This is a genomic window from Niallia sp. HCP3S3_B10 (genome assembly GCF_052064465.1).
In the GTDB taxonomy this organism is placed as follows: Bacteria; Bacillota; Bacilli; order Bacillales; family Cytobacillaceae; genus Niallia; species Niallia hominis.
In genome coordinates this window covers 93,822-111,090 of record NZ_JBQHVO010000006.1, presented here as the reverse complement: position 1 = coordinate 111,090, position 17,269 = coordinate 93,822, and the positions used below count along the sequence as shown (strand labels likewise).

The 17,269-nt window shown below is 36.6% G+C and carries 19 protein-coding genes; all 19 read left to right on the top strand.

The window, feature by feature from the left end; genetic code table 11:
- Positions 1-178 precede the first annotated feature (178 nt).
- The 19 genes from ACTNDN_RS05420 (at position 179) to hslV (ending at position 17,265) form a co-directional block, all read left to right on the top strand.
- The gene (locus ACTNDN_RS05420; RefSeq protein ID WP_031534436.1) at positions 179-511 is read left to right on the top strand and encodes a putative DNA-binding protein; all 333 of its coding nucleotides are present in this window, start codon (positions 179-181) and stop codon (positions 509-511) included.
- A gap of 12 nt (positions 512-523) precedes the next feature.
- Positions 524-1,876: a signal recognition particle protein gene (gene ffh / locus ACTNDN_RS05415; protein WP_031534438.1), complete on the top strand. Its 1,353-nt coding sequence runs from the start codon at positions 524-526 to the stop codon at positions 1,874-1,876.
- Between the two features lie 175 nt (positions 1,877-2,051).
- Entirely contained in the window at positions 2,052-2,324 is a 273-nt protein-coding gene (rpsP, locus tag ACTNDN_RS05410) for a 30S ribosomal protein S16 (RefSeq protein ID WP_031534440.1), read from the top strand.
- A gap of 11 nt (positions 2,325-2,335) precedes the next feature.
- Positions 2,336-2,566, top strand: coding sequence for a KH domain-containing protein (locus ACTNDN_RS05405; protein WP_031534442.1), 231 nt, complete (start codon positions 2,336-2,338; stop codon positions 2,564-2,566).
- Between the two features lie 297 nt (positions 2,567-2,863).
- On the top strand, positions 2,864-3,241 hold the full coding sequence (locus ACTNDN_RS05400) for a YlqD family protein (protein WP_031534445.1): 378 nt from the start codon (positions 2,864-2,866) through the stop codon (positions 3,239-3,241).
- Positions 3,242-3,252: 11 nt separating this feature from the next.
- Positions 3,253-3,771: a ribosome maturation factor RimM gene (rimM, locus tag ACTNDN_RS05395; protein WP_441130834.1), complete on the top strand. Its 519-nt coding sequence runs from the start codon at positions 3,253-3,255 to the stop codon at positions 3,769-3,771.
- Positions 3,771-4,517: a tRNA (guanosine(37)-N1)-methyltransferase TrmD gene (trmD, locus tag ACTNDN_RS05390; protein WP_441130833.1), complete on the top strand. Its 747-nt coding sequence runs from the start codon at positions 3,771-3,773 to the stop codon at positions 4,515-4,517. Before rimM ends, trmD begins: the two co-directional genes overlap by 1 nt.
- 194 nt (positions 4,518-4,711) lie before the next feature.
- Positions 4,712-5,056: a 50S ribosomal protein L19 gene (rplS, locus tag ACTNDN_RS05385; RefSeq protein WP_031534450.1), complete on the top strand. Its 345-nt coding sequence runs from the start codon at positions 4,712-4,714 to the stop codon at positions 5,054-5,056.
- Between the two features lie 163 nt (positions 5,057-5,219).
- Positions 5,220-5,756 (top strand): signal peptidase I, encoded by a 537-nt coding sequence (gene lepB, locus ACTNDN_RS05380; RefSeq protein ID WP_441130832.1) that lies wholly within the window; start codon positions 5,220-5,222, stop codon positions 5,754-5,756.
- Between the two features lie 28 nt (positions 5,757-5,784).
- Entirely contained in the window at positions 5,785-6,636 is an 852-nt protein-coding gene (gene ylqF, locus ACTNDN_RS05375) for a ribosome biogenesis GTPase YlqF (protein ID WP_441130831.1), read from the top strand.
- Positions 6,637-6,857: 221 nt separating this feature from the next.
- Positions 6,858-7,637: a ribonuclease HII gene (locus ACTNDN_RS05370; protein ID WP_441130830.1), complete on the top strand. Its 780-nt coding sequence runs from the start codon at positions 6,858-6,860 to the stop codon at positions 7,635-7,637.
- Between the two features lie 46 nt (positions 7,638-7,683).
- Positions 7,684-8,943 (top strand): hypothetical protein, encoded by a 1,260-nt coding sequence (locus tag ACTNDN_RS05365; RefSeq protein ID WP_441130829.1) that lies wholly within the window; start codon positions 7,684-7,686, stop codon positions 8,941-8,943.
- Positions 8,940-9,245, top strand: coding sequence for an EscU/YscU/HrcU family type III secretion system export apparatus switch protein (locus ACTNDN_RS05360; RefSeq protein ID WP_031534459.1), 306 nt, complete (start codon positions 8,940-8,942; stop codon positions 9,243-9,245). The genes ACTNDN_RS05365 and ACTNDN_RS05360 overlap by 4 nt, the downstream gene beginning before the upstream one ends.
- A 289-nt stretch (positions 9,246-9,534) precedes the next feature.
- Entirely contained in the window at positions 9,535-10,707 is a 1,173-nt protein-coding gene (gene sucC / locus ACTNDN_RS05355; protein ID WP_031534461.1) for an ADP-forming succinate--CoA ligase subunit beta, read from the top strand.
- 2 nt (positions 10,708-10,709) lie between these two features.
- Positions 10,710-11,627 carry a succinate--CoA ligase subunit alpha gene (gene sucD / locus ACTNDN_RS05350; protein ID WP_284561344.1) on the top strand — a complete coding sequence of 306 codons (918 nt, stop codon included), beginning with the start codon at positions 10,710-10,712 and terminating at the stop codon, positions 11,625-11,627.
- A gap of 246 nt (positions 11,628-11,873) precedes the next feature.
- The gene (gene dprA, locus ACTNDN_RS05345; protein ID WP_031534463.1) at positions 11,874-12,740 is read left to right on the top strand and encodes a DNA-processing protein DprA; all 867 of its coding nucleotides are present in this window, start codon (positions 11,874-11,876) and stop codon (positions 12,738-12,740) included.
- 487 nt (positions 12,741-13,227) lie between these two features.
- Positions 13,228-15,303: a type I DNA topoisomerase gene (gene topA / locus ACTNDN_RS05340; protein ID WP_441130828.1), complete on the top strand. Its 2,076-nt coding sequence runs from the start codon at positions 13,228-13,230 to the stop codon at positions 15,301-15,303.
- A 483-nt stretch (positions 15,304-15,786) separates the two neighbouring features.
- Positions 15,787-16,689, top strand: coding sequence for a tyrosine recombinase XerC (xerC, locus tag ACTNDN_RS05335; protein WP_235247686.1), 903 nt, complete (start codon positions 15,787-15,789; stop codon positions 16,687-16,689).
- 33 nt (positions 16,690-16,722) lie between these two features.
- Positions 16,723-17,265, top strand: a complete 543-nt coding sequence (gene hslV / locus ACTNDN_RS05330; RefSeq protein WP_284561348.1) for an ATP-dependent protease subunit HslV — start codon at positions 16,723-16,725, stop codon at positions 17,263-17,265.
- Positions 17,266-17,269: the final 4 nt, after the last annotated feature.

Genomic DNA, 17,269 nt, shown 5'->3' with positions numbered 1-17,269 from the left:
CAGTTCACTGCCGTTCACTGTGTTTCCTATATCTCAGGAATCGTCGCTCCACCCCACACGCCCCTAAACGGGCACCCTCCGCTTTTCAATTTGTAAAGATATTTTCTTGACATCTTTTTTTCTGGTGTGTAAAATAGTCGATGTAAAGGCTTTTGACTTAACACGGGGGTATTATTCGATGCTTGAGAAAACAACGAGAATGAATTATTTATTTGATTTCTATCAGTCGTTGTTAACACCGAAGCAACGAAGCTATATGTCTCTTTACTATTTGGATGATTACTCTCTTGGGGAGATTGCTGCTGAGTACAATGTAAGCCGTCAAGCGGTGTATGACAACATTAAACGTACAGAAGCAATGCTAGAAGAATATGAGAATAAGTTATTATTACTTCAGAAATTTCAAGAGCGTCAAGTTCTTTTTGAAAAGATGAAAAAAATGCTAGAACATGATACCTTATCTATATCTGCGTTGCGAGAGGCAGTAGAGGAACTAGAGAAATTAGATTAAGGAGGCTGACGTATGGCATTTGAAGGTTTAGCTGACCGACTGCAGAACACGATGCAAAAAATCCGTGGAAAAGGGAAAGTAAATGAAGCGGATGTAAAAGAAATGATGCGTGAAGTACGTCTTGCGCTTCTTGAGGCAGACGTAAACTTTAAAGTGGTAAAAGACTTTGTCAAAAAAGTAAGTGAACGTGCAGTTGGACAGGAAGTGCTAAAAAGCTTAACTCCTGGACAACAAGTTATTAAAGTAGTAAAAGAAGAGCTTACGGAATTAATGGGTGGAGAAGAAAGCAAAATTGGTGTGAGTAAACGTCCTCCAACTGTCATTATGATGGTCGGACTTCAAGGGGCGGGGAAAACAACCACCACTGGTAAGCTTGCAAATTTACTGCGTAAAAAACATAATCGTAATCCACTATTAGTAGCTGCAGATATTTATCGTCCTGCTGCGATTAAGCAATTGCAAACATTAGGAAAACAGCTTGATTTTCCAGTTTTTTCACTAGGAGACCAAGTTAGTCCTGTTGAAATTGCAAAGCAAGCGATTGAAAAAGCGAAAGAAGATCATCATGATTATGTATTAATTGATACAGCAGGTCGTCTTCATGTAGATGAAGCCCTAATGGATGAATTAAAGCAAATCAAAGAACTTGCAAACCCAGAAGAAATATTACTTGTTGTCGATGCAATGACAGGGCAAGATGCTGTCAATGTAGCCGGAAGCTTTAACGAGCAGTTAGGATTAACGGGAGTTGTCTTAACAAAGCTTGATGGTGATACACGTGGGGGTGCTGCGCTTTCCATACGTTCTGTTACAAACACACCAATTAAATTTGTTGGTTTGGGAGAAAAAATGGACGCGCTTGAAACATTCCATCCTGAGAGAATGGCTTCTAGAATCCTAGGAATGGGTGATGTGCTTAGCTTAATCGAAAAAGCGCAAATAAACGTGGATGAAGAAAAGGCGAGAGAATTAGAAAAGAAAATGAAATCAGATTCATTTACCTTTGACGATTTTCTTGATTCCTTAAGCCAGGTGAAAAGCATGGGACCACTTGACGAATTAATTAAAATGATGCCAGGTGCGAACAAAATCAAAGGCTTAAACAATATGAAAGTGGACGAAAAGCAAATTGCACATGTAGAGGCAATCATTAAGTCCATGACTAAGCAAGAAAAAGAACATCCAGAGATCATCAATTCTGGCAGAAGAAAGCGTATTGCAAAAGGAAGCGGTAGAACCGTTCCGGAAGTAAATCGACTTTTAAAACAGTTTGATGACATGAGAAAAATGATGAAGCAAATGACCAATATGGGTCAAAAGGGCAAGAAAAAAGGTAAATTAAAATTACCTTTCAACCCGTTCTAACGACAGTTTTTTATATAAAATTGGCTTCGTTTGTCCATTGAAATTGGGCGAAAACAGACTGTTAGAGGGCGTAAATAAAGATTTTTAACACTGACAAGAAAAAACACTTTACAAAGTGTTGGAGTATCTGATAATATACTATCTTGTGTGAAACTATTCGGAGGTGCAATATTAAATGGCAGTAAAAATTCGTTTAAAAAGAATGGGAGCAAAAAAATCTCCTTTTTATCGTATCGTAGTAGCAGATTCTCGTTCACCACGTGATGGACGTTTCATTGAAACAGTAGGAACTTACAATCCGGTAGCAAACCCAGCTATCGTGGAAATCAACGAAGATAAAGCTCTACAATGGTTACAAAATGGTGCAAAACCATCTGATACAGTACGTAACCTATTCTCTAACCAAGGTATTATGGAAAAATTCCACAATATCAAAAACGCTAAATAATTTTTGATGCAATGAAAGAGCTTATAGAAACGATTGTTAAGCCCCTTGTTGATTTTCCAGAGGAAGTTGCCGTAACTGTAACAGAAGAGGATAATCGTATCACTTACTTGCTTTCTGTCAACGAGAATGACATAGGAAAGGTAATAGGGAAGCAAGGGCGAGTAGCGAGAGCCATTCGAACGATTGTTTATGCAGCAGGATCATTACAACAAAAGAAAATTATTGTTGATATTAGAGATTAAATGAAAAGGAAGGAGGGGGAACCCTCCTTCCTTTGTTTTTTAGGAGAAATATGCGTTTGGCTGATTAGTGCGCTTCTTTGGCTGATATCGATGGAGATTTGGCTGATAAATGATTATTTTGGCTGATAAACATGTTACATTGGCTGATATAGTAAACTTAAGTGCTAGCATTTCTTCAGAAGTAGCTGTAGTGTTGGTAAAATGATTGATAATTTACTTGTATTTAGACGAAAAATGCAATATATGTTACCTTGTTAGTGGTATGTACAAAGGTTGTCATCTGTTAGGAGGAAGTATATGAAGATTCTTCAGTCTGTAACAGTAAAACAAGTTTTAACAGAGAAAACGCGAAAGTCCATTTCTGAACGATATCGGCAAGAAATAGAGCAACTAGAAAAAGAAGTACAACAGCTTTATTTTGAAGAAAGAAAACAATTGAAAAATCACCCTTCTGGTTCGGAAATTAAACGTTTTTTTCGAAAGGAAGTTACAAATAAATTAGAGAAACAAAAAACGATAGAGTTCCAATTAAATCAATTACATATACTACCATTAGGGACAGAAATCAAGGAGCAAGAAGTAATGGCTGTTGTTGATGTTCAGGTGGGGCAGTCTTGGGAAAATACAAATAAGTCAATTATTGTAAAAGATGGAACAGTGGTTGATATTCGATAGAGGTGAATGCAATGGAGAAATGGTTTAATGTTGGTAAAGTTGTCAATACACATGGGATAAGAGGAGAAATTCGTGTTATTTCTCGTACTGATTTTCCAGAAGAACGCTACAAAATTGGGAATACGATTTATTTTTTTCAGACAGATAAAGCGAATCCGCTTGAATTGAAAATTAAAGACCATCGAGAACATAAGAACTTCAATCTGCTTACATTTGAAGGCTATGAAAATGTGAATGATGTGGAATTTATGAAGGGCGGCCTTTTAAAGGTGCCAGAGAGCTTTCTTGGAGAACTTGCAGAAAATGAGTATTATTTTCATGAAATTATCGGTTGTAAAGTGGAAACCGTAGAAGGGGAAGAGCTTGGAGAAATTACGGAAATCTTAACACCGGGAGCGAATGATGTGTGGGTTGTGAGAGGCCAAGATAAAAATGAAATCTTGATTCCATATATCGAAGAAGTAGTGATGAAAGTAGATGTGCAAGAAAAACTAGTTGTAATAGAGCCAATGGAAGGGCTGTTTTCTTAATGAAGATTGATGTACTTACATTATTTCCAGAGATGTTCGAAGGGGTTCTTCATCGTTCTATTTTAAAGAAGGCAGAAGAAGGCGAAAAAGCTGCGTACAATGTCGTGAATTTTCGTGATTACGCTGATAATAAGCATCAAACCGTTGATGATTATCCGTACGGAGGCGGTGCTGGAATGGTATTAAAGCCCCAGCCGATATTTGACGCTGTTGGTGCATTAACAGCAAAAAAGGAAGGAACCAAGCCTCGTGTCATTCTAATGTGTCCTCAGGGAGAAAGATACACGCAAGCAAAAGCGGAAGAACTGGCCAAAGAGGAGCATTTAATCTTCATTTGTGGTCATTACGAAGGATATGATGAAAGAATCAGAGAGCATTTGGTAACAGATGAAATCTCCATTGGTGACTATGTCCTAACTGGCGGTGAATTGGGCGCAATGGTTGTCATTGACAGTGTTGTACGGCTATTGCCAGGTGTACTGGGGAAAGAAGCATCCCATGTAAATGATTCGTTTAGCACTGGTTTGTTGGAGCATCCTCATTACACTCGACCAGCTGATTTTCGTGGTATGAAGGTTCCGGATACACTGTTATCTGGAAATCATGCTCATATAGATGAATGGAGAGAAAGGGAATCTTTCCGAAGAACGGTTGAAAGACGTCCGGATTTACTAGATAATTATCCGCTGACAGAGAAGCAGAAAAAGCTTGTAAAGGAGTTAAAAAAGCAACATCATCCAAGTTAACATAATACAATTACATTAAAAATAGCAAAGTTCTATTATTTTTAGAAAAAATATTGCTGTTATTATAGTTTTATGTTAAGATAACACTTGTGACTTAAACAGATGGATTTCTGTGAAGGGTCTTATAACGATGTTCCGCTGCAAGTGGTCTCCATTATGAGTGCAAGAGCGTCTGTTGGAAGGAGTTGAAAACGATGCAAAAATTAATAGAAGAAATTACAAAAGAACAACTTCGTTCTGATCTTCCTTCATTCCGTCCTGGTGACACTGTACGTGTACACGTGAAAGTTGTTGAGGGTACTCGTGAACGTATTCAGTTATTTGAAGGTGTTGTAATTAAGCGTCGTGGTGGTGGTATCAGCGAAACTTTTACAGTACGTAAAGTTTCTTACGGAGTTGGCGTTGAGCGTACATTCCCTGTTCACACACCTAAAATTGCGAAGCTAGAAGTTATCCGTCGCGGTAAAGTACGCCGTGCGAAACTTTACTACCTACGTAACCTACGTGGTAAAAAAGCTCGTATTAAAGAAATTCGATAATTGTTACCAAAAAAGAGCTTGTTCCTGTAACAAGTTCTTTTTTATATCTTACTTTCCAATTTTACTTCATCCAGATATTCCGCTAAAATATATCATGTTAGTGAAGCGTTCAATCATACATAAATAACTACCTATATTGTTCAGTTAAGGATTGGTGAAAGGTATGGCAACTGAAAAGAAGAAGAAAAATGAAGTATGGGAATGGAGTAAAGCATTAATTATCGCTGTTTTACTCGCCTTTGTCATTCGATATTTTTTATTTGCTCCCATTGTAGTAGATGGAGAGTCTATGCAGTCAACATTGCTTGACCAAGATCGAATGATTGTAAATAAAATAAACTATAAAGTAAGTGAACCAAAGCGTTTTGATATTATCGTTTTTCACGCGCCAGAAGGCAAAGATTATATAAAAAGAGTAATTGGCTTGCCGGGAGATACGATTGAGTATCGAGATGATGTGTTATATGTCAATGGACAAGCTTATGATGAGCCCTACTTGGAACATAATAAGGAAGGGCTAAATGGACTACTAACGGAGGATTTCACTGCAACCGTACCAGAGGATGAGTTATTTGTAATGGGTGACAACCGCAGAAATAGCAAAGATAGCCGCCATATTGGTACAATTGGCTATGATAAAATAATTGGCAGTACAAGTGTTGTATATTGGCCGATATCCGATTTAAAAATAGTAGAATAATGTTAGTAGAAGAATTAGAGGTGCAGGCATGACGATACAATGGTTTCCGGGGCATATGGCCAAGGCCAGAAGGCAAGTAACGGAAAAATTAAAGCTGGTTGATATTATTTTTGAATTAGTGGACGCAAGAATTCCGCAATCTTCTCGTAACCCGATGATTGATGAAATTATCCAGCATAAACCGAGAATTGTTTTATTGAATAAAGCAGATATGGCAGATAAAGAACGTACAAAGGAATGGATTAACTATTTCAAAAACCAAGGTATACAAGCACTTGCAATTAATTCGCATGCAGGGGTTGGAATGAAGGAAATTACTGCTTTAGCAAAAGTAGTTTTGGCGGAAAAATTTGATCGCATGAAAGCAAAAGGAATTAGACCACGAGCAATTCGAGCAATGATTGTCGGAATTCCGAATGCAGGTAAATCTACCCTGATTAATCGATTGGCGAAAAAAAACATTGCCAAAACAGGAAATACACCAGGTGTAACGAAAGCACAGCAATGGATTAAAGTAGGCAAAGAAATGGAGCTATTAGATACACCAGGAATATTATGGCCGAAATTTGAAGACCAAGAAGTTGGATTAAAGCTTGCTTTAACGGGAGCAATTAAAGATACTATTTTAAATTTACAAGATATTGCTATCTTTGGACTACGCTTTTTGGAAAAAGAATATCCAGAACGTTTAAAAGAAAGATATGATTTAGATACGATTCCAGAGGATACGGTTGAACTGTTTGATAAAATCGGCACATTTAGAGGAGCATTATCAGGCGGCGGTATGATTGACTATGATAAAGTGACAGAATTAATAATCCGTGATATCAGAAGTGAAAAATTTGGACCTTTGACATTTGAAAAAACAGAAGATATGTAAAAAGCTCTCAAAGAGAAGTGGCTAAAATCAGACACTTCTCTTTTCTATGTAAAGAGTAGGAGATAAATTTCTAATTTTCATAGTTATAAGGAGAGAAGAAATTTTGTGTCTGAAATGGAAAAATAACGGCCAACATTTTCGGAAGCGAAGTAAAAGCATACCGAACAGATTAAAATAAATAAAATCATCCATAAACCGATATAAATATCGAGGTGTAAAAAATGAAATTAGCAACGATGAAAGAAATAAAAGAGACGCTAGAAGGGATAAAGGAAGTTAATGACCCTTTTATCCTTGAATTACGAAAGGACGAGAGAAAAGGGGCTCAGAAGCTTCTAGGAGCATGGGAGAAACGTATCGTAAAGGAACAGAAGCTTCATGACCATTTCGTCAAGATGAATCGTTATGAAATAGAAATAAGAAGCAAGGGATATACATATATTGCAGGCATTGATGAAGTAGGCAGGGGACCGCTTGCTGGACCTGTTGTCACAGCGGCCGTTATCCTTCCGGAAGGTTTTTACTTACCTGGTATCGACGATTCAAAGAAATTGTCAGAGAAAAAAAGAGAATTATTTTATGAGGTCATTAAAAATGAGGCAATTTCGATAGGGGTGGGAGTAATCTCACCTACAGAAATAGATCGAATTAATATTTATCAAGCAACAAAAAAGGGAATGTTAGAAGCGATTAATGAGCTTTCCCAAACGCCAGATTACTTACTTATTGATGCAATGAAATTAACCACTCCATACCCTAGCCAGTCCCTTATTAAAGGGGATAGTAAAAGTGTTTCAATTGCTGCGGCAAGCATTATTGCAAAAGTAACGAGAGATCGCATGATGAAAGAGTTACATGAAGTGTATCCTGATTATCATTTTGCGAGCAATATGGGCTATGGCACACAGGAGCATCTAGTAGCTCTTAAGGAATGTGGGATTACGATTCATCACCGCAAGAGTTTTTCCCCTATCAAAGAGATGGTGGAGAATATAAAATAGCTAATGGAATGGTTGTATTTTTGTTAAGGAAGAAAGGAGGAATAAGATGAATATTAACCATATTGTACATGATTTATTTCATGAAAATCGTTTAGGTAACAAAGCCCTTGAATTAAGAGATGGACAACTAGTATATGGAAAATTGACAAAATTATTTCCTCAACAAATGGCAGAGGTACAAATAGGATCGCAAAGAATGCTTGCCAACCTAACCATTCCCGTAACCGTTGATCAAAGTTATTGGTTTCAAGTTTCCATAACGGATGATAAGCCAGTTTTAAAAGTTTTAACCCAAGCAAATGAAGCACCAACAGAAAAAGGAAATATGACTGGATTGCTTCATCAGCTAAATCTTCCTAATTCAAAGGAAAATCGAATGTTACTTCAGTATATACTTTCTAATAATCTACCAATTACGAAAGAAGCGATTGGAAACGTAAGAGAATGGCTACCGAGTTTTATTGGGAAACAAGATCTTTCGATTATTGGTCAAATGCTTGAAAGAGAGCTGCCTCTAACAAAAGAAGTATTTTCTAGTCTTACATCCTTACAATCAGATAAAGGATTTAGTGTCATGATAGAGGAGTTGCAACACCAACTTTCTGCACATAAAGTGAAGGAACCAATCTTAACCAATTTGCTTTCCAGTTTAACAGAGGGAGAAAATTTTTCCAAAGATAGTATGGTAGATACGATAAAAACTATAATTCATAAAATGGGCTATTCGTATGAAGCTGGATTATTAAAACGAACTCCGATGGAAGACGAACAAGCCTTTCATCAGGAAATGCTAAAGCCCATGCTACTAGAGTTAATGGGAAAAGACGTTCCAATAGCTGTGAAAGAGACAGCAGGACAACTGATCGATAAAATGACAGGCTATCAGCTTATGAGTCAGCAAACTGGTCCTATTATGCAGCTAGTTACAGAAATTCCCCTTCGTTTTTTCAACCAGCAGGTGGATGTAACGATGCAGTATAATGGCAGAAAAACGGAAGATGGCAAAGTGGATAGCAATTATTGTCGCATCCTTTTTTACTTAGAGCTTGCTCATATGAAGGATACGGTTATTGATTTAAATATCCAAAACCGAATCATGAATATGAGTATCCTTAATGATCAAGCAACTGAAATAATGCCAATAATAAAACAAAAGGAAGAGTCTTTAAAAGAAAGGCTTAGGGAGCTTGATTATAAACTGATGGCAGTTCATGTGAGACCTTTGACAAAAGAAGACAGGCCTATGTGGAGTCCTCAGCAAGCAATGCGAGTAAATGGTTACAAAGGAGTGGATCTTAAAATATGAACAAGCCTAGGCCTTTAAAACGAAAAGAAGCGATAGCGTTAACCTATGAGAAGCATAAACATTCAGCTCCTGCAGTTATTGCAAAAGGGAAAGGCTTAGTGGCTGAGCAAATACTTGAACGGGCGAAAAAAGAGAATATCCCGATTCAGGAAGATGCTTCGCTTGTAGAACTTCTAAGTAAATTAAATATAAATGAACAAATTCCAGAAGATTTATATATGGCAGTTGCTGAAGTGTTTGCATATATTTATTCATTAGAGAAGGAAACGACGAAAAAAGACGCTCCAAAAGGCAAAAAATGAAGAAAAAATATTTTTAAATGTAAAATATTTAAAGATAAAAGCCTTTTTTATAGACAAAGAAAGGTTTTTTCATTTAAAATGAAAGCGTGACCATATTTTTGTTTTTTCCAAATAGATAAATAAATCGTAAATCGCTTTTAGGAAAGCCTATTACTACAGTGAAAACGATTATTATGTCAAAAGGAGAAAACAAAAAAGAATGAAGTAAATTTCATTCATTCGTTATAAGATGTATTAATGCAGTTGTCTCCAATTTTACAAAAAAGGGAAATCAAAGGGGTGTGGAAGCTTGAATATTCATGAATATCAGGGGAAAGAGATTTTAGAATTAAAAGGCGTCTCAGTACCAAAAGGAAAAGTAGCTTTTACAGTAGAAGAGGCAGTGCGAGCTGCAGAAACATTAAACAGTGATGTATGGGTAGTGAAAGCACAAATCCATGCAGGTGGTCGAGGGAAAGCTGGTGGAGTAAAGGTTGCAAAAAGTTTGGAAGAAGTACAGACTTATGCATCAGATATATTGGGCAGCACATTGGTTACCCATCAAACAGGACCAGAAGGAAAATTAGTAAAACGATTATTAATAGAAGAAGGCTGCAGGATCAAGAAGGAATATTACATAGGATTTGTCGTGGACCGTGCAACATCTCGAATCGTATTAATGGCTTCTGAAGAGGGTGGTACAGAAATTGAGGAAATCGCAGAGAAGTACCCAGAGAAAATTGTCAAAGAAGTTATTGATCCAGTAACTGGTCTTACTCCGTTTCAAGCACGTCGGGTTGCATTTGCAATTAATATCCCAAGCAAGCAAGTAAATAAAGCAGTTGCATTTATGACTGGTTTATATAAAGTATTTGTAGACAAAGACTGCTCGATTGCTGAAATTAATCCACTTGTGCTAACAGAGGATGGAAATATTATGGCGTTGGATGCAAAGTTGAATTTTGATTCAAATGCCCTTTATAGACATAAAGATATTGTAGCATATAGAGATTTAGATGAAGAAAACGAGAAAGAATTAGAAGCGTCTAAATATGATCTAAGCTATATTGCCTTAAATGGAAATATTGGCTGTATGGTAAATGGTGCTGGACTTGCTATGGCAACGATGGATATTGTTAAGCATTATGGCGGAGAACCGGCAAACTTTTTAGATGTTGGGGGCGGAGCAACAGCAGAAAAAGTAACAGAAGCGTTTAAAATCATTTTGTCTGATTCAAAAGTAAAGGGAATTTTTGTTAATATTTTTGGTGGCATAATGAAATGTGATGTTATCGCAACAGGAATTGTGGAAGCTGCAAAGCAGGTCAGCCTTCATGTGCCGCTTGTTGTTCGCCTAGAAGGAACAAACGTAGACTTAGGCAAAAAGATTCTTCGGGAATCAGGTGTGGATATTGTAGCAGCAGAATCGATGGCTGATGGTGCTGAGAAAATTGTAACCTTAGTAGAACAAGGAGGGAATTAAGCATGAGTGTTTTTATTAATAAAGATACAAAGGTCCTTGTCCAAGGAATAACTGGTGCAACAGCACTTTTCCATACAACACAAATGATTGAATATGGTACAAAGATCGTTGGGGGCGTAACTCCAGGAAAAGGCGGTACAACGGTAGAAGGAGTACCTGTTTTTAATACCGTGAAAGATGCTGTAGAAGTTACGGAAGCAAATGCATCGGTTATTTATGTACCAGCTCCATTTGCGGCAGATGCGATATTAGAAGCGGTTGATGCAGAACTTGATTTAGTAATTTGTATTACAGAGCATATTCCTGTTCTTGATATGGTGAAAGTAAAACGCTATATGGAAGGGAAAAAGACTAGATTAATAGGTCCGAACTGTCCTGGGGTAATTACACCTGAAGAATGTAAGATTGGGATTATGCCAGGATATATCCATAAGAAGGGCCATGTAGGGGTTGTTTCTCGTTCAGGTACCTTAACATATGAAGCTGTTCATCAGCTTTCCCAGGCTGGTATTGGCCAATCTACGGCAGTAGGAATTGGCGGAGATCCAGTAAATGGAACAGATTTTATTGATACACTAAAGGCATTTAATGAAGATGAAGAAACGTATGCAGTAATTATGATTGGAGAAATCGGTGGTACTGCAGAAGAAGAAGCGGCAAGATGGGTAAAAGCAAATATGACGAAGCCGGTAGTAGGATTCATCGGCGGGCGCACTGCACCACCAGGTAAGCGAATGGGGCATGCTGGTGCAATCATCTCAGGTGGAAAAGGAACGGCGGACGAAAAAATTAGTGTTCTATCAGAATGTGGCATAAAAGTAGCGCCAACTCCATCTGATATGGGAGCTACATTGATAGAGGTATTAAAAGAGCAGTCTTTATACGAAAAATGTAAAACACATGAAGTAGTTACAAAATAAAAAAGAAATCTAGTCTTATTTTGCAAATAAGGCTAGGTTTTTTCGTGATATTTTTTTAAGATTAGTTAGGAAGATATGTAATCTGCGGATTTACAAATGCAAACAGTGAAAATGAATACTAGGCATAATCCAAAAAACTATTTATAATGAAGGAAGATAATTCCTTATTTATGAAGTGTTTTTCGTCTTCCTTTTGTATGTTAGCTAATTTTTTGTGAAAAAGTAGACAAGTGAAAGGAAGAAAAGATGGAAATTGTAAACAAAACATTAATTAAGCTACATCACTGTCGAGGAATTAGTTGGAAAATAATAGGGAGTCTTCTGAAAGAAGATCCTACTCTTCAGTTGCATAAAATCCCTTCCTTTTTATCCTCGTTACCTCCTAATGTTGAAAAGGAAATAGTGGAAACAATCCATTCGAATTATGTGGAAGAGCTAATGAACCAGTATCGTTACAATCATATCCACACTATTCCTTTTTTTGATCCATTATATCCACCCCTTCTAAAAGAAATCTACCAGCCGCCTTGGGTTCTTTATGCAAAAGGAGATCTTTCCTTGCTTCAATCGAAAAAAAAGCTAGCGATTGTTGGTTCCCGTTTAGCAACTACCTACAGTACGAAAGTGATGCAACAGCTTCTAAAAGAACTAGTAGAGGAGAAAATCACCATAGTAAGTGGTCTAGCCCACGGGGTAGATTCTATAGCCCATAAGCTTACTATTGATCATGGGGGTAAAACAATTGGCGTTATTGCGGGAGGCCTTTTTCATATTTATCCAAAAGAAAACCGCGAGCTAGCCGGAGAAATGATGAAAGATCATCTCGTGCTATCTGAATATCCCCCATTAACAAAACCACTTAAATGGCAATTTCCAATGAGAAATCGCATTATTAGCGGCTTAAGTAACGGAACCCTCGTGGTAGAAGCGAAGCAGAAAAGTGGCTCCTTAATCACCGCTAATTTTGCCGTCAATGAAGGGCGAGACGTATTTGCTATACCAGGAAATATCTTTAGTCCCTATTCAGTTGGCCCGAATGAATTGATTCAACAAGGCGCAAAGCCCGTACTCGTAGCGAATGATATAATAGAAGAATGGAAGCATTTAGAATAAGTAAAAGCCTCTAATTTATTTATATAAAAATAGTTTTTAATCTCTATTTTATCAATTGAAAAATAATCATTATCACAATAGGCAAATGAAAATAGTTTTCAATGCGAAAGGAAAGTGTTACGCTATAAACATAAAATTATTTAAGGAATTATCTTTTTTTATTTAAATTTTAATTGTTTTATCGGTTAATACTTGTACATTCGAGCAGACTGTGTGAAGTGGACACAAGCTGCGGAATTAGAAAGCAACCCTATTAGAAGCAGAAATAATCTTTCCATAAATTAGGGATTATTCATGAAACTTTAAAAAAAACTATTGCTATTTTTAGAAATTTGTTATACATTTTGCAACGTATAGATATTTAACCCGAAAAATTTACATAAATAAAGAGAGTGAAAACGTTTACTAGTTATCGGAATGTTTGACAAATCAAAACATAGTATACAATAATAGTGAATATTTAAATCCCTCTTAAGGAGGACAGTGGATGTCAGATTTTTTAGTAATCGTTGAGTCACCAGCAAAAGCAAAGACAATAGAACGATATTTAGGAAAAAAATTTAAAGTGAAAGCATCAATGGGACATATTAGAGATTTACCTAAAAGTCAAATGGGTGTTGATATAGAAAAACAATTTGAGCCAAAGTACATAACAATCCGCGGAAAAGGTCCTATTTTAAAGGATCTAAAAACAGCAGCAAAAAAAGCGAAGAAAATTTATTTAGCAGCTGACCCGGATCGCGAAGGGGAAGCAATTGCATGGCATTTAGCTAATAGCTTAAATGTGGACATTGAATCAGATTGTCGTGTTGTTTTCAATGAAATCACAAAAGACGCTATTAAAGAGTCATTTAAGCACCCAAGAGCGATTAATATGGACTTAGTGGATTCACAGCAGGCAAGAAGGGTTTTAGACAGATTAGTTGGATATAATATTAGTCCGCTATTATGGAAAAAAGTAAAAAAAGGACTGAGTGCAGGAAGAGTACAATCAGTTGCTGTACGTCTCATCATTGAAAGAGAGCGAGAAATCAAAGCATTTGTACCAGAAGAATACTGGTCTATTGAAGGTAGCTTTATTAAAGTGAAAAATAACTTTGAAGCATCCTTTTATGGAATAAATGGAGAGAAAATCGAACTTCATTCAGAAGAAGATGTTAAGAAAATAACTAGTCAACTAAAAGATAATAAATTTACAGTAGATAAAGTCAGTAAAAAAGAACGGAAGAGAAATCCCGCTGTTCCATTTACTACATCATCTCTCCAACAGGAAGCTGCCCGTAAATTAAATTTCCGTGCGAAGAAAACAATGATGTTAGCACAGCAATTATATGAAGGAATAGATCTTGGTAAAGAAGGAACAGTTGGTTTAATTACGTATATGAGAACCGACTCAACTAGAATTTCCGAGGTTGCCCAAGGAGAAGCATTTGAATTTATAAACAGCAATTATGGGAAAGAATATACAAGAGACGAGAAGAAAAAAGAGAAAAAGAATGCAAAGGTACAAGATGCCCATGAAGCAGTTCGTCCAACTAGCATTGGTCGAGAGCCAAATAAGGTAAAGGAATTTTTATCCCGAGATCAATTTCGGTTATATAAGTTGATTTGGGAAAGATTTATTGCTAGCCAAATGGCATCAGCTATAATGGATACAATGAGTGTCGATCTATCAAACGGCGACGTAAAATTCCGTGCAAACGGCTCAAAAATTAAGTTCCCTGGCTTTATGAAAGTTTATGTGGAAGGCACAGATGATAACGTTGATGAAAAAGACCGCCAGCTTCCTGATTTAAAGGAAGGGGACACGGTATTAAATAAAGATATTGAAACAAAGCAGCATTTCACCCAGCCACCTCCACGTTATACAGAAGCGAGACTAGTAAGAACGCTAGAAGAATTAGGTATAGGAAGACCATCAACATTTGCTCCAACCCTTGATACTATTCAAAAGCGGGGTTATGTAGCACTTGATAATAAACGATTTATTCCAACTGAATTAGGAGAAATCGTCTTAGAATTAATCTTGGAATTTTTCCCAGAAATATTAAACATTGAATTTACTGCCAATATGGAACAAGATTTAGATAATATTGAGGCAGGTAAAGTCGATTGGGTAAAAGTAATTGATGAATTCTATCAAACGTTTGAGAAAAGATTAGAAGTAGCTGAACAAGAAATGCAGACGATAGAAATAAAAGATGAACCAGCAGGAGAGGATTGCGAAGAATGCGGACATCCGATGGTTTATAAAATGGGCCGATATGGAAAGTTCATGGCTTGCAGCAATTTCCCGGATTGCAGAAATACGAAAGCGATCGTGAAGGATATTGGAGTAAAATGTCCGAAGTGCCATGAAGGGAATATAATTGAAAGAAAAAGTAAGAAGCGCAGAATCTTTTATGGTTGCGATCGTTTTCCGGAATGTGATTTTATTTCATGGGATAAGCCACTTCAAAGACCTTGTCCGAAATGCGAAAACATGTTAGTAGAGAAGAAGTTGAAAAAAGGGGTTCAAGTACAGTGCGTAAACTGTGATTATAAAGAAGAGCCACAAAGCTAACGAGGTTTCTTATAAAGATAATCGATCTACTTCGAAAATAACATTAAAGTAATGGTTCCGAGGGTGAGTGATGTGCTCACTCTCTTGTCAATTACTAACATATTATCTTTTGTGTATTTTCCTAAATATAATATATATGGAAGAAAAAGTAGTGGAAATTCGATTATATAAAAAAATATTTATTCTCTTGAAGTAGAAACTTTTCATTCTTTCATTCGTATAGTAAAATGCTATGAGTAATGACTTCATAAAAGTTGCGATTGTCTTTCGTGTTTTCCATGATTATTTAAATGTCTTGCTTTTAAATAGAAGGATGGTTCCTATATTTTAAGATTAGCTTTACAAATCGAAGGGAAAAGGAAGAAATAAACATGAAATGAAAGGATTGTCACAAACAATTCGGAACTTTGTGAAAAATGTGTAAATTTATTGCTTGTAGATAAAAAGTATGATAATATGATGAAGCCATTGTGAGGTGAGGGTATGAAACAGGAATTAAACAATCATGTTCAGGCATTTATTACCTATTTACAGATTGAAAAAAATTACTCACCATATACAATAGAATTTTATATGCAAGATATTGACCAATTTTTTCGCTTTATGAAAGATCAAGTAATAGACAAGTTAGATGACGTAAGTCCTTCTGATGTAAGAATATACTTAACAGAGCTTTTTTCACAGCAATTAGCAAGAAAGACGATTGCGCGGAAAATATCTAGTTTGAGAAGTTTTTATCGATTTTTGCTAAGGGAGAAGGAAGTAGGCAATAATCCGTTTTCTGCCGTATCGATTCCTAAGCTGGAAAAGAGATTACCTGATTTTTTCTATGAGGAAGAATTGCAGCAACTCTTTTTATCATGTGATACAAACACACCCCTTGGGCTAAGAAATAAAGCATTGCTTGAATTATTGTATGCGACAGGCATTCGTGTTGGAGAATGTACAAAAATTCAATTAAGCGATATTGATTTTAGTGTTTCTACCGTATTGGTTAGGGGAAAAGGACAAAAGGAGCGCTATGTTCCATTTGGTAGCTTTGCTCATCAAGCTCTTGAAGCGTACATAAAAACTGGTAGGAATAAACTGATGAAAGATATTTCATCTCATTCTTATTTGTTTGTTAATTATCGCGGAGGAATTTTAACAGATAACGGAGTTCGTGATATCTTAAATAAAATGATGGATACTTCATCCTCACAGGGAAAAATTCATCCCCATAAATTGAGACATTCATTTGCAACTCATTTGTTGGCAAATGGTGCAGATATGAGAACGGTTCAAGAATTATTAGGTCATGCATTTTTAACATCAACTCAAATATATACTCATGTAACAAATGAGTATTTAAAAAAGACATATATGTCTTATCATCCTAGGGCATAGTCATTTGGATAAGGAGGAAGTAACATGTCTGAAATGCCACAATTTCATGCAACAACTATTTTTGCGGTAAAACATAAAGGGAAGTCAGCAATGTCCGGTGATGGTCAGGTTACACTAGGGAATGCTGTTGTGATGAAACACACTGCCCGGAAGGTAAGAAAGCTTTTTAACGGGAAAGTAATTGCAGGATTTGCGGGATCAGTTGCGGATGCCTTTACCCTTTTCGAACTATTTGAAGGGAAATTAGATGAGTTTAATGGGAACTTACAGCGTGCATCGGTGGAGCTTGCGAAGCTATGGCGCAGTGATAAAGTTCTTAGAAAACTGGAAGCGATGCTGATCGTTATGAATGAAACAGACCTATTATTAGTATCTGGAACAGGCGAAGTAATTGAACCAGATGATGGTATACTTGCAATTGGTTCTGGCGGAAACTATGCACTTGCTGCAGGTAGAGCGCTCAAAACTTATTCTGGAGATAATCTTTCTGCATACGACATTGCGAAGGCTGCTCTAGAGATTGCTGGTGAAATTTGTGTGTATACAAATAATAATATCATCGTGGAAGAATTATAGGGGA

Excerpts from the sequence above, each read along its gene's own strand:
- ACTNDN_RS05420 (WP_031534436.1), top strand. The coding sequence starts at position 179 with ATGCTTGAGAAAACAACGAGAATGAATTATTTATTTGATTTCTATCAG.
- ffh (WP_031534438.1), top strand. The coding sequence starts at position 524 with ATGGCATTTGAAGGTTTAGCTGACCGACTGCAGAACACGATGCAAAAA.
- rpsP (WP_031534440.1), top strand. The coding sequence starts at position 2,052 with ATGGCAGTAAAAATTCGTTTAAAAAGAATGGGAGCAAAAAAATCTCCT.
- ACTNDN_RS05405 (WP_031534442.1), top strand. The coding sequence starts at position 2,336 with ATGAAAGAGCTTATAGAAACGATTGTTAAGCCCCTTGTTGATTTTCCA.
- ACTNDN_RS05400 (WP_031534445.1), top strand. The coding sequence starts at position 2,864 with ATGAAGATTCTTCAGTCTGTAACAGTAAAACAAGTTTTAACAGAGAAA.
- rimM (WP_441130834.1), top strand. The coding sequence starts at position 3,253 with ATGGAGAAATGGTTTAATGTTGGTAAAGTTGTCAATACACATGGGATA.
- trmD (WP_441130833.1), top strand. The coding sequence starts at position 3,771 with ATGAAGATTGATGTACTTACATTATTTCCAGAGATGTTCGAAGGGGTT.
- rplS (WP_031534450.1), top strand. The coding sequence starts at position 4,712 with ATGCAAAAATTAATAGAAGAAATTACAAAAGAACAACTTCGTTCTGAT.
- lepB (WP_441130832.1), top strand. The coding sequence starts at position 5,220 with ATGGCAACTGAAAAGAAGAAGAAAAATGAAGTATGGGAATGGAGTAAA.
- ylqF (WP_441130831.1), top strand. The coding sequence starts at position 5,785 with ATGACGATACAATGGTTTCCGGGGCATATGGCCAAGGCCAGAAGGCAA.
- ACTNDN_RS05370 (WP_441130830.1), top strand. The coding sequence starts at position 6,858 with ATGAAATTAGCAACGATGAAAGAAATAAAAGAGACGCTAGAAGGGATA.
- ACTNDN_RS05365 (WP_441130829.1), top strand. The coding sequence starts at position 7,684 with ATGAATATTAACCATATTGTACATGATTTATTTCATGAAAATCGTTTA.
- ACTNDN_RS05360 (WP_031534459.1), top strand. The coding sequence starts at position 8,940 with ATGAACAAGCCTAGGCCTTTAAAACGAAAAGAAGCGATAGCGTTAACC.
- sucD (WP_284561344.1), top strand. The coding sequence starts at position 10,710 with ATGAGTGTTTTTATTAATAAAGATACAAAGGTCCTTGTCCAAGGAATA.
- dprA (WP_031534463.1), top strand. The coding sequence starts at position 11,874 with ATGGAAATTGTAAACAAAACATTAATTAAGCTACATCACTGTCGAGGA.
- topA (WP_441130828.1), top strand. The coding sequence starts at position 13,228 with ATGTCAGATTTTTTAGTAATCGTTGAGTCACCAGCAAAAGCAAAGACA.
- xerC (WP_235247686.1), top strand. The coding sequence starts at position 15,787 with ATGAAACAGGAATTAAACAATCATGTTCAGGCATTTATTACCTATTTA.
- hslV (WP_284561348.1), top strand. The coding sequence starts at position 16,723 with ATGCCACAATTTCATGCAACAACTATTTTTGCGGTAAAACATAAAGGG.